This window comes from Rodentibacter haemolyticus (assembly GCF_015356115.1).
GTDB classification, from domain to species: domain Bacteria; phylum Pseudomonadota; class Gammaproteobacteria; order Enterobacterales; family Pasteurellaceae; genus Rodentibacter; species Rodentibacter haemolyticus.
The window spans coordinates 666,003-681,687 of the sequence record NZ_CP063056.1; the positions used below are offsets into that span (position 1 = coordinate 666,003).

Below are 15,685 nucleotides of genomic sequence, written 5' to 3' on the forward strand. Positions count from 1 at the left end.
CTAATAAAATTCAACACCTTCAATAGATCGGGTAACTCGTGTACCGGCTTCGCCTTTTACAATGCGTTCAATATCGCTTAATGAACCGATAACGGCATCTTTTCCGGTGGCATTTACAAAATTGATAACCGCTTTCACTTTTGGTGCCATTGAACCTGGGGCAAATTCACAGGCCAGGGCTTCTAAAGCCGCCGGATTCGCTTTGGCAATTTGTTGTTGATCCGGTTTATTAAAGTTTACACAGGCTGCCGATACATCTGTTGCGATAATGAATAAATCCGCCTCTAATTCTTGAGAAATCACTGCCGTACATAAATCTTTATCCACCACAGCCTCAACCCCTTGTAATTCACCTTGAGCATTGTAGTAGCCAGGAATACCGCCACCGCCACCACAAATCACAATATTGCCGTTCGCTAATAAAGCTTTTACCGAATCAATCCCAGTTACATCTTTTGGTAATGGGCTTGGTACGGCTCGGCGATAATATTGCCCATCTTGCATAACCGTCCAACCTTTTTCGGCAGCCAGTTTTTCAGCTTCCGCTTTAGAATAAACTTGCCCAATCGGTTTGCTTGGTTTTTCAAATGCAGGATCATTAGGATCAACAATCACTTGGTTTAATACAGTGATGGCCGGCGTTTTCGGTGCTAGATTGGTAAGTTCTTGTTGCAACATATAGCCAATCATTCCGACTGTTTGTGAAACCAATACATCTAAAGGATAAGGTTCGATTTTCGGATCTTGTGCATAATAAGCCGCGTGTTGTAATGCCAATAACCCCACTTGCGGTCCGTTTCCGTGTGAAACGACTAATTCATTTTCCTGCTTAATCTTTGCCAACTGTTCTGCCGCAATACGAATATTCGCAGACTGGTTTTGTGCCGTCATTGGCTCCCCTCTTTTTAACAAAGCATTTCCGCCGAGTGCTACAACAATTCTCATTTTCTTCCCTCCTATATTTCCGACAAAAAAATAGCACCGCAATATTGGCGATGCTATCTTTAATTACCTATGCAAGACTTGCTACCATCACAGCCTTAATCGTATGCATTCTATTTTCTGCTTGTTCAAATGCAACGTTAGCAGATGATTCAAACACTTCCTCCGTCACCTCAATACCATTGGCGAGCTGAGGATATTTTTCGGCAATTTCTTTACCGACTTTCGTCTCCGCGTTGTGAAATGCCGGTAAACAGTGCATAAACTTCACTTTCGGATTGCCGGTACGTTTCATTAATTCTTCCGTTACTCGATAAGGCATTAATAACTCAATACGATCCGCCCAAGTGTCTAACGGCTCACCCATTGATACCCATACATCCGTGTGTACGAAATCAACACCTTTTATCGCCGTATCAATATCTTCCGTCACTGTAATGCGTGCGCCGGATTGTTGCGCAAACTCTTGACACATTTTCACTAATGATTCTTCCGGTAACAGCGTTTTCGGTGCGCAAATACGCACATCCATTCCCAATTTTGCTCCGATTAACAATAATGAATTTCCCATATTGTTACGCGCATCACCTATATACACATAGCTGATTCGGCTTAATGGTTTTTCACAATTTTCAATCATTGTGAGCACATCGGCGAGCATCTGGGTCGGGTGAAATTCATCCGTTAAACCGTTAAATACCGGCACGCCAGAATATTGTGCAAGTTCATTGACGATAGATTGTTTAAAACCGCGGTATTCAATAGCATCATACATTCTGCCGAGAACACGCGCGGTATCTTTCATCGATTCTTTATGCCCGATTTGGGAAGAAACCGGGTCAATATAAGTAACATGTGCGCCTTGATCGTAAGCGGCAACTTCAAAAGCACATCGGGTACGGGTTGACGTTTTCTCAAAAATAAGGGCGATGTTTTTACCTGTTAAACGAGGTTGTTCTGTTCCTGCGTACTTCGCTCTTTTTAAATCTTTCGCAAGATCCAATAAAAAACGAATTTCACGTTCGGTATGGTTTACTAAACTAAGTAAATGTCTATTTTTAAGATTAAACGCCATTGGTTACTCCTCATTGTGTTGCATAAATATGCAATTATTCTAGCAAAGCATTCAATAATGTTCAATGAAACGAAAAAAGAAATTTTGATAAGAAAAAGTGCGGTCAAAAAATTCAGAGAATTTCACTATTATGTACGGCAATAAAAACCTGTTCGTATGAATACACACTGTTCTCAATTAAAACTTTTGGGTTGAAGTAAACCAGCAAGAATAGAAACTTCGATTTAGCCTTGGGATACAGAAGAACAGTTTAAAACATTGCGAGAATAACACAGGATTTAGGGCTAATTACTTCAGCCCCAAATTTTTAAAGGGGATTTCGGACACCAAGTTTGGCATCCTACTTATTATTAGGAACAAACCACTTTCACCGCTAAACCGCCTTGCGAGGTTTCACGATATTTTGCATTCATATCTTTGCCGGTTTCATACATGGTTTCAATGACTTTATCGAGTGTAACTCGAGGATTAGTCGTTCGGCGCAACGCCATACGGGAAGCATTAATGGCTTTTACCGAAGCAATGGCATTACGTTCAATACAAGGTACTTGTACTTGTCCGCCCACCGGATCACAAGTTAAACCGAGATTGTGTTCCATCGCAATTTCAGCGGCGATACATACCTGCATTGGATTGCCGCCGAGAATTTCCGCTAAACCGGCAGCCGCCATTGAACAAGCCACACCGACCTCCCCTTGACAGCCCACTTCCGCACCGGAAATCGAGGCATTCATTTTATAAAGCGAGCCGATCATACCAGCTGCCAACAAATAGCGTTCAACGATTTCCTGCGTTAAAGGAGAAATGAATTTATCATAATAAGAAAGAACAGCAGGAATAATACCGCAAGCCCCGTTAGTCGGTGCAGTAACAACACGTCCGCCGGCTGCATTTTCTTCATTGACGGCAAGTGCGTACATATTCACCCAATCAATCACTTTCATCGGATCATTTGACAAATTCGTATTGGCTTGCAACATTCTATATAGCGAAGCGGCACGACGTGATACACGCAAAGGCCCCGGTAAAATTCCTTCTGTGTGCAAACCGTGATCGATACAATCTTGCATTGTTTTCCATACGTTCGCTAAATGTGCCTTAACTGCCTCTTTACCATGCAGAGCAATCTCATTTTCAAGCATTACTGTGGAAAGCATTAGCCCGTTTTCACTGCAATGGAGCAAAATATCTTCCGCATTTTTATAAGGATAAGGCACTTCAATATTAAGCTTTTCCTCTTCTCCAAAATGTGCTTCATCAACAATAAATCCGCCACCGATAGAATAATAAGTTTGGCGATAAAGCTCTGTGCGGCTTGCATCTAATGCGGTGATGGTCATACCATTTTCATGCAATTTCAAAAAAGTGCGGTGAAAAATAAGATTGTTTTCAAAATCGAATTTCACTGTTTTTTGACCTTGAGCAATCGACAATTCTGCGGTCTCTTTCACTTTTTCAATGAAACCCGGAATCAAATCAATATCCACATCATGCGGCAAATACCCCGCCAATCCCATAATAATGGCGATATCCGTATTATGCCCTCGCCCTGTCATAGAAAGCGAACCATATACATCCACGTGAATTTCGGCAACCTGTTCAAACTGACCCCGTTCGATCAGATCATCCACAAATTGTTTGCCAGCTTTCATCGGCCCAACAGTATGGGAACTGGAAGGCCCAATTCCCACTTTAAACATATCAAATACGCTAATCATAAATTTCTCTCATATAGGCTACTAAACTCCAAAGCCGCCTATAATAATCCATATATAACCGCAGAGATAGCTATTAATCCCATAACCGTAACAAAAACATTACTAAAGCGACCTTGATAACGTTTCATAGCCGGTATTTTACGGATAGCATACATCGGCATAATAAATAAAATCATCGCAATAATCGGGCCGCCTAAGGATTCGATTAAACCAAGAATACTCGGGTTAATAATTGCGACACCCCACAAAGTTAATAAAAAGAATAATGCCGTGCCATAGTTTAATTTTTTACGATCAACGGCTTTCCCTTTCATTTTCACATAAAGCCCTTCCAATCCTTCACGCGCCCCCATGTAATGACCGAAGAAAGAACTCGTAATCGCCAAGAAAGCCACTAAAGGCCCAAAGTAGGAGATGTAAGGATTATCAAATTTATTCGCTAAGAATGACAAAATACTGATATTTTGTTCTTTTGCGGCAAGTAATTCTTCCGGTGTTAATGTCAATACGCAGCTGAACACAAAGAACATGACAAAGAAAAGTAAAATGGCAGATGTGCCTTTTTCAGTTTGTCCGATATGACGTTCGGTTAGGTCAAATTCTTTGTATTCACGATATTGTGAGCAGGTAAAAGATGAAATAGCAGGAGAATGGTTAAAGGAAAAAACCAAGACTGGAATCGTTACCCATAATGTGGTGATAAAACCACCTACGGTCGGAAATTCATTTAGCATTGAACCGTTCCATTCCGGAATGAGATAAATCGACATTGCAAACAAAATAAAGACCAAAGGATACACAAGCCATTCGGTAATTTTTAACATCACTTTTTCATTGAAAAGCATAACGGAAATTAATACCGCAATAAGAACGAAAGAAAGTAATACGCGGTTTGGTGATGCCATACCAAGCTGATTCACAATGAAAGAATCGACCGTATTGGTGATGCCGTTTCCATAAATTAATAAAATCGGGAAAATAGCGAAAAAATAGAGCAATGTAATTAATTTACCCGCCGTTTTACCGAAATGTTCCTCCACAACTTCGGTAATATCACTACCCGGATTTTTAGAGGAAAGCACGAAATACGCTAAACCACGGTGAGCAAAATAAGTCATAGGGCCTACAAGAATCGCCATGATCACTAACGGCCAAAAACCGCCCATCCCAGCATTAATAGGTAAAAATAATACCCCCGCTCCAACTGCCGTACCAAATAAATTAAGCATCCATACGGCATCAAATTTATTTAATTTTGTATTTTTCATAATGAAAGACCTTAAAAAAACAAGCTATAGATTAAATATCAATCAGTCAGGAAATTACCTGATAAATTTGGCACGAATAATATGCTTCAAGAGACGTAATTTCAAAGAGGTATTTTTAGAAATGTGATCTATATAACATTTTATACTATTTAGTTGTACAAATATTTGTCGTGCTCAACGTACGATCAAAAAATATCTCATTTTCCGACCGCACTTTTAGATGATTAAGCATTTTCAATAGAAAAGGAAATAACGTCTTTAATACTTGAGGCATTCAAGGCTATCATAATCAAACGATCCACACCTAACGCCACACCGGAGGTATTTGGAATGCCCGCTTGTAATGCCCCGAGGAAGCGTTTATCAATCTCTCGAATCGGCAAACCGGCTCTTTCACGTTGGCGGTTATCTTGTTCAAAACGTCGTTCTTGTTCACCCGCGTCCTTGAGTTCGTGAAAACCATTGGCAAGCTCTAACCCTTTGTAATAAAACTCAAAGCGTTCCGCCACGCGTTGATCTTCCGGGCTTAATTGCGCAAGGGCCGCTTGGGAAGAAGGAAAATGATAAATCGCAACAGGCGTATCTTGCCCGATTTGCGGTTCTACCACTTCACTAAATAAAAATTGCAGCAAGGTGTCGCGATCTTCATCTTCTTTTGCCATAAAATGATGTCGGTGAGCCGCTTCCACCAATTCTTTACGCTCCGCAGAAAGCGGATCAAGCCCGACATATTCTTGAAAAGCAAATTGATAACTCATACTTTCCGCCGGTTTACAATCTAATACCTGTTGCAATAAATCATCGACTTCGTTAATCAAGCGATACATATCAAAGTGCGGTCGATACCATTCCAACATCGTAAATTCCGGATTATGCCGATTACCGGCTTCCTCGTTACGAAAGACTTTGCTAATTTGGAAAATTGGTCCACTCCCCGCAGCTAATAGCCGTTTCATATGGTATTCAGGGCTGGTTGAAAGCCATAAGGTTTTTGATAGTTCATTAAAAGGTGCCGTAAATTCCGTATTAAAGGTTGAAAGATGAAGATCCGTCACGCTAAATTCACTTAAAACCGGTGTTTCAACTTCAAGCAAACCACGATCCGTAAAAAAACGGCGAATTTCAGCAATAATTTTTGCCCTAGTCAGCAAGTTTTCAATAGAAGCGGAGGGCTGCCAAGTAGGTATTTCAGAATTCAGTGCGGTCATTTTTTCTCTTGTTTTTTCGTGGTAAATTATTCTCAATAGTCTCATTGTAAACGAGCCGATCTTTCAACTCAACTTCCCGATAAATAATAGCCGAACATTTGCGCTAAATAATAACTTATCTCATTTGATTTCCTTGAATAAATTAACTTTTTTGAGGTAGATCACAAAATTGAGAATTTCTCCTAAATTCCCCTCAAAAAAGGTTATTAATTTGTAAAAAAAATGGCACAATGCCACCACCAACCCCTTCAGGGGTTATTCTTTTACTTTCTATTAATCGGAGGATATCGTGCAAACAGTTAATGTCGATATTGCAATTGTTGGTGCCGGCGGTGGCGGTTTACGTGCAGCGATTGCCGCAGCAGAAGCAAATCCTAACTTAAAAATTGCATTAGTTTCAAAAGTGTACCCGATGCGCAGCCACACTGTGGCGGCGGAAGGCGGGGCGGCAGCCGTTATCAAAGAGGAAGACTCTTATGATAAACACTTCCAAGACACTGTTGCCGGCGGTGACTGGCTATGTGAACAAGATGTGGTGGAATATTTTGTTCAACATTCCCCTGTAGAAATGACCCAACTTGAACGCTGGGGCTGTCCTTGGAGCCGTAAAGCCGATGGCGATGTGAATGTGCGCCGTTTCGGCGGTATGAAAATCGAACGTACCTGGTTCGCTGCGGATAAAACCGGTTTCCATTTATTACATACTCTTTTCCAAACTTCAATCCAATACCCTCAGATCCAACGCTTTGATGAGCATTTTGTACTGGACATTTTAGTCGATGACGGCCATGCGCGCGGTATGATTGCAATGAATATGATGGAAGGAACGCTTGTTCAAATTAATGCGAATGCCGTTGTTATTGCAACAGGTGGCGGTTGTCGTGCGTTTAAGTTTAATACCAACGGTGGTATCGTAACCGGTGACGGTTTATCAATGGCGTATCGCCACGGCGTGCCGTTGCGTGATATGGAATTTGTTCAATATCACCCTACCGGCTTACCAAATACCGGTATCTTGATGACGGAAGGTTGTCGTGGTGAAGGCGGTATCTTAGTCAATAAAGACGGCTATCGCTATCTTCAAGACTACGGACTAGGACCGGAAACACCAATCGGCAAACCGGAAAATAAATATATGGAACTTGGTCCGCGTGATAAAGTTTCTCAAGCATTCTGGCAAGAGTGGAAAAAAGGCAATACCTTAAAAACTGCAAAAGGCGTTGATGTGGTTCATCTTGATTTACGTCATTTGGGTGAAAAATATTTACACGAGCGTCTTCCGTTTATTTGCGAATTAGCAAGTGCTTATGAAGGTGTAAACCCGGTAAATGAGCCGATCCCTGTACGTCCTGTCGTTCACTACACGATGGGGGGTATTGAGGTGGACTTCAATAGCGAAACACGTATTAAAGGTTTATTCGCTGTAGGTGAATGTGCCTCTTCCGGTTTACACGGTGCAAACCGCTTAGGTTCTAACTCTTTGGCTGAGCTTGTTGTGCTTGGTCGTGTAGCGGGTGAATATGCCGCACAACGCGCAGTTGAAGCACAACCTGCTAACCAAACGGCTGTTGATGCGCAGGCGAAAGATATCGTCGCCCGTTTAGAAGCCCTTCACAAACAAGAAGGTAATGAATCTTGGTCTGAAATCCGTGATGAAATGGGCACGGTGATGGAAGAGGGTTGTGGTATTTACCGCGACCAAGCAAGTATGCAAAAAGCCGTTGACAAAATTGCGGAATTAAAAGAACGTTACAAACGCATTCGTGTGGTGGATAACTCAAGTGTTTTCAATACTGACGTACTTTACACCGTAGAATTGGGTTATATTCTTGATGTTGCACAATCTATTGCAAACTCTGCAATCGAACGTAAAGAATCTCGCGGTGCGCACCAGCGCTTAGACTACACTGAACGTGATGATGTAAATTACTTAAAACACACCCTTGCTTTCTACAATGAGAACGGCGCACCGCGCATTGAATATAGTCCGGTGAAAATCACTAAATCTCAACCTGCAAAACGTGTTTACGGTGCGGAAGCAGAAGCTCAAGAGGCAGCTGCAAAAGCTAAGGAGCAAGCAAATGGCTAATTCACCAGTAATGAATGTGGAAGTATTACGCTACAACCCTGAAAGCGATCAAGAACCGCATTTAAGCACTTACCAAGTGCCTTATGACAACCAAACGTCCTTACTTGATGCGTTAGGTTATATTAAAGATAAACTTGAACCCTCTCTTTCTTACCGTTGGTCCTGCCGTATGGCGATCTGTGGTTCTTGTGGAATGATGGTAAATAACAAACCTAAGTTGGCTTGTAAAACATTCTTACGTGATTATAGCGGACATATGCGAATTGAACCGTTGGCAAATTTCCCGATTGAACGTGACTTAGTGGTTGACTTAAGCCATTTCATCGAAAGTTTAGAAGCGATTAAACCTTATATCATCGGTAATGAAGCGCCTGCATTAGATGGTAAACCGCATCCTTCAGCAGAGCTTGCGAAAAGCCGTACCAAACAAACACCGGCACAACTTGAGAAATATCGTACTTTCTCAATGTGTATTAACTGCGGCTTATGTTATGCCGCTTGCCCGCAATTCGGTTTAAATCCTGAGTTCTTAGGCCCAGCCGCTATCACTATGGCTCACCGTTATAACCTTGATAACCGAGACCATGGTAAGGCACAACGTATGCCATTATTAAACGGAAAAAATGGTGTATGGAGCTGTACTTTTGTGGGTTATTGTTCCGAAGTTTGTCCAAAACATGTAGATCCTGCAGCGGCAATTAACCAAGGTAAAGTGGAAAGTGCCAAAGATTATGTTATCTCTATGCTAAAACCAAAAAGCTAAGGGGGAAAGAATGTCATTAACTGTTAGTAAACGTAAAAAATATGTTCGCCCGATGACGGCTACTTGGTGGCAAAAATTGGACTTCTACAAGGCTTATATGCTTCGTGAGGCCACTTCAATTTTTGCAGTATGGTTCTGTATCGTATTACTTTACGGTGTACTTTGCCTTGCAAGTAACCCCGTACCGGGCTTAGGCATTTTGAGTTTTATTGAATTTTTAAGAAATCCAATTGTAGTTGTGCTTAACATCATAACGCTCATAGCAACACTTTATCACACTGCAACCTATTTCTTAATGACACCAAAAGTGATGAACATCATTGTGAAAAATGAACGCTTACCACACACATTGGTAAGAAATTCACTTTGGGCAGTAACCGCACTTATCAGCGTAGTTGCATTAGTTTTAGTTTATATTTAAGAGGGTGAAAAATGATTGATAAAAATCCAAAACGCTCCGGCGAACCACCTGTATGGCTGATGTTCGGTGCCGGCGGTACAGTAAGTGCAATTTTCTTCCCCGTGGTCATTTTAATCTTAGGTTTACTCTTACCATTCGGCTTAATCGACCCATCAAATTTAGTCACTTTTGCCTATTCTTGGATCGGTAAACTCGTCATTCTCGTGCTAACGATTTTCCCAATGTGGTGCGGTTTACACCGTATTCATCATGGTATGCACGATCTTAAAATCCACGTACCAGCAGGCGGCTTTATCTTCTACGGTTTAGCCACGATTTATACCATATGGGTATTATTTGCAGTGATTAATTTATAAAAAAATCAAACAAAAATAGCGAGTTTTACTCGCTATTTTTTACGTATATGGTTCAAAATTTTCAATATTAAACTATCTCTTTTATCATAAATTCCCAAGACACCTTTCTATTCTATTAACGTTCACAAATTTCCGAATCAGCAAAGAAATAAGCGATTTCACGATTGGCACTTTCTACGCTATCGGAACCATGTACCGAATTTTCACGCTGACTTAATGCAAAATCTTTACGAATCGTCCCATCCGCAGCATTTTCCGGATTTGTTGCACCAATTAAAGTGCGGTAATCTTTCACGGCATTTTCTTTTTCAAGCACAGAAACCACAATAGGTGCAGACATCATATAATTTACCAACGGTTCAAAAAATGGCTTACCTTGATGCTCAGCATAAAATCCCTCTGCTTGCGCCTGTGTTAAACGCACCATTTTAGTCGCAATAATTTTAAAACCCTCTTTTTCAAATCTTGCCAAAATTTCCCCAATCAAGTCACGTTTTACCGCATCCGGTTTAATAATTGAAAGTGTTTTTTCCATCATATTCTCTCCTCACTTTGCTGACTTTGACATCAATAAATTTGCAAGCGTTTGTACGCCAATACCTGTCGCACCAACCGCCCATAAATCGCTTGCCGATTTACGATAAGTTGCCGAACAATCAATATGCAGCCAGTTTTGTTGATAATTTTTCACAAAATAGGATAAGAATGCGGTTGCCGTACTCGCACCGGCTCCCATAGGAACAGTACCGATATTAGCAATATCCGCAAAAGAAGAACCGATTTGTGAACGATGAAATTCCTCGAAAGGTAAACGCCAAAATGGTTCATTTTCGTCTTCTGCTGATTGGAAAAGTTCTGCCGTCAATTCATTATCCATAGATAAAACCGAATGGTAGTCATTTCCCACCGCCACTTTCGCCGCACCGGTCAAAGTTGCACAATCAATAATAAATTCGGGATATTGATTATCCGCTTCAATCAATCCGTCTGCCAATACCAAACGCCCTTCCGCATCAGTATTTAGCACTTCTGCCGTCACACCGTTTTTATAGGTTATTATATCCCCTAATTTAAACGCATTACTGCTCACTAAATTTTCCGCACAACATAAATAGAGTTTCACACGTCTATTTAATCCACAGGCAATTGCCAAACCTAATGCGCCGGTTAATAAAGCTGCTCCGCCCATATCCGTACGCATGGTACTCATTCCTTCGCTCGGCTTAATACTATAGCCACCGCTATCAAAAGTAATCCCTTTACCGACTAAGCAAGACAGCACCGGTGCATTTGAATCTCCGCTCGGATTAAAATCTAACTGTAACATCGCAGGTAGATTAGCAGAACCTCTTCCTACCGTCCAAATACCCTGATAGCCTTTCTGTTCTAATGCTTCACCGGAAATAATCTGAAAACTGACCGCACTTTTTTCCGCATACTTCTCAGCTTGCGCTATAATAAATTCTGCTGCACGCTCTGCCAGTTTAATTGGTGTTAAACTTTGTGCGGGCTCATTAATCACACCCCGCACAAAATCACCACACTCAATACGCGCCAGCAACTCGTGTTGCGCTTCATCATCTAAATGAGGAAACTCAATCGCATAATCTTGCTTTGCCGTATAAAACCCTTGATAGAACGCCCAGCAAAAATTCAAATCCCATTCTTCCCCTACAAGCTCAGCGTCTTTAATGCCTTGCCCACGTAATTTACGTGCGGCACGTTGCACCAAAGTGCGGTCGATTTTTTCACTATTTTTTAAGTGAATAACCGCTTCATCGCCATTAAAACTTAAAATCGCACTACTGCCCCAGCTATCTGATGCCGGGCGAGTTGAAAGAATAATCTCCATTTTTTATTCTCCATGATAAGCTGTATTAGCTTTTTATTTACTTCACAAAGTTACGTTTATATTTTTGATGACTTAAAATATTACTTTCCGCATCCTTTTTATCCCAAATCTGTAATTCCCAAGGATAATAAGCATTGTTTGTATTTTTAAAATAAACATGAACACCCACATATTCATCTCTATCTCTTAAATACCAATTTTTTAAACCATAATTTTCTTTCCAGTCATCCAACTTATTCATTACTTCCGTAATATCATTAGAAGAAACTATAATTCTCGCACCAAAAATATCATTTAGAATGCTATTTACAGGATAACCTTCACTTCGTTGTTTAAATCTCTCAATCTTATCAAGAATAGACTCAGAGGTTTTTACTCGATAAAAATAAGGAACATCATAAAGATCCGCACGATATAGATAATCATTTATTGATTCATGAAGATTTAAACGATAGGATAAAATATGTTCAATAGGAACCTTCAATAAAGTATGCTTCAAATTAACTTTCTGTACTTTTCCCGTCTCAAAATAATCTTGTGAAAAGGCTAAATGCACTTTATTGATTTCATCAATTAATCGTTCGATTTTATCGATCATAATATCTTCCTAATTGGTATTCCTTTAAGTACCATTCCACTGTTTTTTTCAATCCGGATTCAAAAGTTTCTTGTGGCTGCCAATTTAATTCTTGGTTTATCTTATTGGTATTAATCGCATAACGAACATCGTGGCCGGGGCGATCTTTCACATAAGTAATTAGATTCTCATATTTATCCACACCTTTCGGTTTATCCGGCGCAAGTTCTTCCAGCAATGTACAAATAGCACGAACCACATCAATATTAGTTCGTTCATTATTCCCAGCTATATTATAAGTTTCACCAATTTTACCTCCTATCAGTACTTTATATAAGGCACGAGCATGATCATCTACGAATAACCAATCACGAATTTGCAGACCATTACCATAAATAGGAAGAGGTTTCCCCACCAATGCATTTAAGATCATTAGGGGAATCAATTTTTCAGGATACTGAAACGGACCATAATTATTTGAGCAATTCGTCACAATAATAGGTAAACCATAAGTACGCCCCCAAGCACGAACTAAATGATCACTAGACGCTTTTGAAGCGGAATAAGGGTTGCTTGGATTATAAGAAGACTTTTCAGTGAACGGCTCTTCAACATTACCTAAATCGCCGTAAACTTCATCAGTAGAAATATGAAGAAATCGAAAAGTAGATTTTCGTTCGCTATTCAATTCATTCCAATATTGGCAAGCAATCTTTAATAAAGAACATGTGCCAACAATATTCGTCTCAATAAATTTATCCGCACAATCAATAGAACGATCAACATGAGTTTCAGCCGCTAAATGCATTACCATATCAGGTTGATAAAGCTCAAAAATACGCTCTAAAGCAGTTTGATTACAAATATCAACTTGTTCAAAAATATAGCGGGCATTATTTTGCACACATTTCAACGCATTCAAATTAGCGGCATAAGTTAGTTTATCTACATTAATAACATTATCTTTTGTATTGGAAATAATATATCGTACTAATGCTGAACCGATAAAACCGGCGCCGCCGGTGATGAGTATTTTCATTAATAAGCCCCATCACGTTTTAAAACGGTATTGACTGTTTTAATCAAAATCACAATATCATTCCATAGACTCCAGTTTTTCACATACCATGTATCAAGATACACTCGGGTGGAATAATCCACATCATTCCGCCCACTGACTTGCCAGAGACCCGATAACCCAGGGCAAACCATTGTATAGTAAGTCAAATCATCACCGTAATATTTCAGCTCTTGGCGTGTAACAGGACGAGGCCCTACGAGGCTCATTTCGCCTTTCAATACATTCCATAATTGGGGCAATTCATCAAGACTGGTTTTGCGTAAATATTTGCCAATCTTGGTAATTCTGGGATCATTTCTGAGTTTAAATTCTTTTTGCCATTGGCGTTTAGCCTCAGGATCACGCTCCAATAATTCACGCAACACTTGCTGGGAGTGGGTAACCATTGTGCGAAATTTGTAACATTTAAACACCTTTTTATTCCGCCCAATGCGATTTTGGCTATACACAACCTTTCCACCATCTTGACAAATAAGTAAAAATAAGCCTGCAAAAACAGGTGATAACAAAAGAAGTAAAAGGCTTGAAATAACAATATCAAAACTTCGCTTAATGAAACGTGTTGAGCGTTTAGCCAAATTATTGGGAATCCTCAACATAATAGTTTCAGAGCTGAAAAAATGCGAGATTTCCGCACCATATAGTGGGACACCTTGCAAAGCAGGAATAATAGAGATATTTCTAAAATTAGCTTTTGAGAGCTTTTTAACCCAATATTCCAATTGCTCATTTTCATCGTATTCAAAAGCAATAAAAATTTTTTGAAAGCGGTCGATTTTTTGGAAAAATTGGCTTTCGCTAATAAAATCAACTTCCTTTAGGCAAATACCAATCGGTTTATGAGTAACAAAAGTTTGCACTTGATAGCCTAAATTTTTTTCGGCTTTAATCGCTTTATAAGCTCGCAACGCATTTTTACCATTTCCTATAATCACACTCGGCACCACCCAAATGCCTTGTAGTTGTAACCATTTTTTGCATAAAAAACGAAAAATAGGAAAGCAAATAAACAATACGCTATATACGCTTACCCACGTTTCCACTGGTTCAGGCACTTTGGCAAATACCAATAACGCTAAATTGACAAATGCTACCACAAACAGCGTGAAATAAATATCTTTTAGCTCTTCCCAAAACGGCTTACGATAAGTGTAATGTCGATAAATAATCCAAATAACCCCAATAGTTGCAATCGTTGAAAGTATAAATGCTCCTGCTCTATACAACGAGCCTTTTATTTCTAACAAATCTTGAGAAAAATCATTTAATGGTGAAATGAAATAGCCAACAGAAATAGCAAAAATATAGGAGAAAAAATCACCCAATATTAAAGTGAATTTGTTTAATAATACATTTTTAGTGTAGTTGTTCATTATGTACCCTAAACAAGCTAGAAATTTCCGGTGATACGATCAAAACTATTTGGTTTTCCAATAATCTTTATGCATACTGAATGCAATACACAAAGCCATAGGTAAACGTTGCCAGTGATATCCTAGCTTAAAACCAAGCCATTTTGCAAAAGTGGCAATAAATGCTTTTGGCAAAAGTAATGGCGCATGCTTCGCTAAATATCTCCATTCCGATAAGACAAATTTTTTCCCTTCATTGCTCGCCTTTCCAAATTTCTCTTGAATCCAAGATTCATGTTGTTGGAAAACTCCTGTATCAAAATAACGCTGGAACTCTTGTTTAATGGAATAATTATGGGAATGATAAACACACGCCTCGGCACAATATGCCACTTTATAACCCAATAAAATCATTCTCGCTGCTAAATGCATATCCTCGGCAAGGATCGTTTTTTCGGGAAATCCTCCTAATTTATCAAACACCGATTTTCGATAAGCAGCAAAAGAATTAGACATAAAAGCACATTTAATCCCAAGTATAGGAATATCCGCTTGAGATTTTGTGATTGAGTGATTTGGATAATTAAATAGACGGGCATGCGTTGCAAACGGTGCAGCATTTTGGTGTGGTAACTGTCTCCCACATACAGCTACAACCGCTGGATCAGCGAAAGGACTAAGCAGCGTTTCAATCGCTGTTGATGAAGCTAAGATAGCATCTTGCGTCATAAACACAATAAACTCACAATCTTCATCAACCCATTTAGTTGCTTGATTGCGAGCCCCTCCGTGATCAAAAGAGGATTTCTCAATGGAATGAACTGTAAAACCTGCTTGTTTGGCAAGTTTTACAGTGCCATCTGTAGAGGAAGAATCAATCACAATGACACAAAATTTAATAGTTTGTTCTTTAATGCTTAAATAAAGTTTATCCCAATATCTCTCAGCATTATAGGTTGGGATAATAAGTTGTAACTTCATAT

The 15,685-nt window shown here is 39.7% G+C and carries 15 protein-coding genes; 4 read left to right on the top strand and 11 right to left on the bottom strand.

From position 1 onward, the window contains the following. The 5 genes from arcC to epmA form a co-directional block, all read right to left on the bottom strand. Nucleotides 1–945 carry a carbamate kinase gene (gene arcC, locus IHV77_RS03300; RefSeq protein ID WP_194812717.1) on the bottom strand — a complete coding sequence of 315 codons (945 nt, stop codon included), beginning with the start codon at nt 943–945 and terminating at the stop codon, nt 1–3. Nucleotides 946–1,012: 67 nt separating this feature from the next. Next, nucleotides 1,013–2,017: an ornithine carbamoyltransferase gene (locus tag IHV77_RS03305; RefSeq protein ID WP_194812718.1), complete on the bottom strand. Its 1,005-nt coding sequence runs from the start codon at nt 2,015–2,017 to the stop codon at nt 1,013–1,015. A gap of 350 nt (nt 2,018–2,367) precedes the next feature. Then, nucleotides 2,368–3,735 (bottom strand): L-serine ammonia-lyase, encoded by a 1,368-nt coding sequence (locus IHV77_RS03310; protein ID WP_194812719.1) that lies wholly within the window; start codon nt 3,733–3,735, stop codon nt 2,368–2,370. 38 nt (nt 3,736–3,773) lie between these two features. Continuing rightward, nucleotides 3,774–5,003, bottom strand: a complete 1,230-nt coding sequence (locus IHV77_RS03315; protein WP_194812720.1) for an HAAAP family serine/threonine permease — start codon at nt 5,001–5,003, stop codon at nt 3,774–3,776. 224 nt (nt 5,004–5,227) lie between these two features. Next, nucleotides 5,228–6,211: an elongation factor P--(R)-beta-lysine ligase gene (gene epmA / locus IHV77_RS03320; RefSeq protein ID WP_194812721.1), complete on the bottom strand. Its 984-nt coding sequence runs from the start codon at nt 6,209–6,211 to the stop codon at nt 5,228–5,230. Between the two features lie 289 nt (nt 6,212–6,500). On the opposite strand from epmA, the gene frdA reads away from it, so the two are divergent. From frdA to frdD, 4 genes are read left to right on the top strand one after another with little or no spacing between them, the layout of a single operon-like run. Further along, a complete protein-coding gene (frdA, locus tag IHV77_RS03325; RefSeq protein WP_194812722.1) occupies nt 6,501–8,300 on the top strand; it encodes a fumarate reductase (quinol) flavoprotein subunit in 1,800 nt (599 codons plus the stop codon). Next, complete coding sequence (locus IHV77_RS03330; RefSeq protein WP_194812723.1) at nt 8,293–9,063, top strand: succinate dehydrogenase/fumarate reductase iron-sulfur subunit; 771 nt, start codon at nt 8,293–8,295, stop codon at nt 9,061–9,063. The genes frdA and IHV77_RS03330 overlap by 8 nt, the downstream gene beginning before the upstream one ends. A 10-nt stretch (nt 9,064–9,073) precedes the next feature. Continuing rightward, nucleotides 9,074–9,484, top strand: coding sequence for a fumarate reductase subunit FrdC (frdC, locus tag IHV77_RS03335; RefSeq protein ID WP_194812724.1), 411 nt, complete (start codon nt 9,074–9,076; stop codon nt 9,482–9,484). Nucleotides 9,485–9,495: 11 nt separating this feature from the next. Beyond that, nucleotides 9,496–9,840 (top strand): fumarate reductase subunit FrdD, encoded by a 345-nt coding sequence (frdD, locus tag IHV77_RS03340; RefSeq protein WP_194812725.1) that lies wholly within the window; start codon nt 9,496–9,498, stop codon nt 9,838–9,840. Nucleotides 9,841–9,955: 115 nt separating this feature from the next. Here the strand turns inward: frdD and ndk are convergent, their stop codons facing one another. Genes ndk through IHV77_RS03370 form a run of 6 tightly spaced genes read right to left on the bottom strand, consistent with a single transcriptional unit; the run spans nt 9,956 to nt 15,683 of the window. Then, entirely contained in the window at nt 9,956–10,378 is a 423-nt protein-coding gene (gene ndk, locus IHV77_RS03345) for a nucleoside-diphosphate kinase (protein ID WP_194812726.1), read from the bottom strand. 9 nt (nt 10,379–10,387) lie between these two features. Continuing rightward, complete coding sequence (pepB, locus tag IHV77_RS03350) at nt 10,388–11,692, bottom strand: aminopeptidase PepB (RefSeq protein WP_194812727.1); 1,305 nt, start codon at nt 11,690–11,692, stop codon at nt 10,388–10,390. A gap of 37 nt (nt 11,693–11,729) precedes the next feature. Next, complete coding sequence (locus tag IHV77_RS03355; protein WP_194812728.1) at nt 11,730–12,290, bottom strand: nucleotidyltransferase family protein; 561 nt, start codon at nt 12,288–12,290, stop codon at nt 11,730–11,732. Further along, entirely contained in the window at nt 12,280–13,308 is a 1,029-nt protein-coding gene (rfbB, locus tag IHV77_RS03360; protein ID WP_194812729.1) for a dTDP-glucose 4,6-dehydratase, read from the bottom strand. The genes IHV77_RS03355 and rfbB overlap by 11 nt, the downstream gene beginning before the upstream one ends. Beyond that, nucleotides 13,308–14,723: an undecaprenyl-phosphate galactose phosphotransferase WbaP gene (gene wbaP, locus IHV77_RS03365; protein WP_194812730.1), complete on the bottom strand. Its 1,416-nt coding sequence runs from the start codon at nt 14,721–14,723 to the stop codon at nt 13,308–13,310. Before wbaP ends, rfbB begins: the two co-directional genes overlap by 1 nt. Before the next feature lie 45 nt (nt 14,724–14,768). Continuing rightward, a complete protein-coding gene (locus tag IHV77_RS03370; protein ID WP_194812731.1) occupies nt 14,769–15,683 on the bottom strand; it encodes a glycosyltransferase family 2 protein in 915 nt (304 codons plus the stop codon). Nucleotides 15,684–15,685 lie beyond the last annotated feature (2 nt).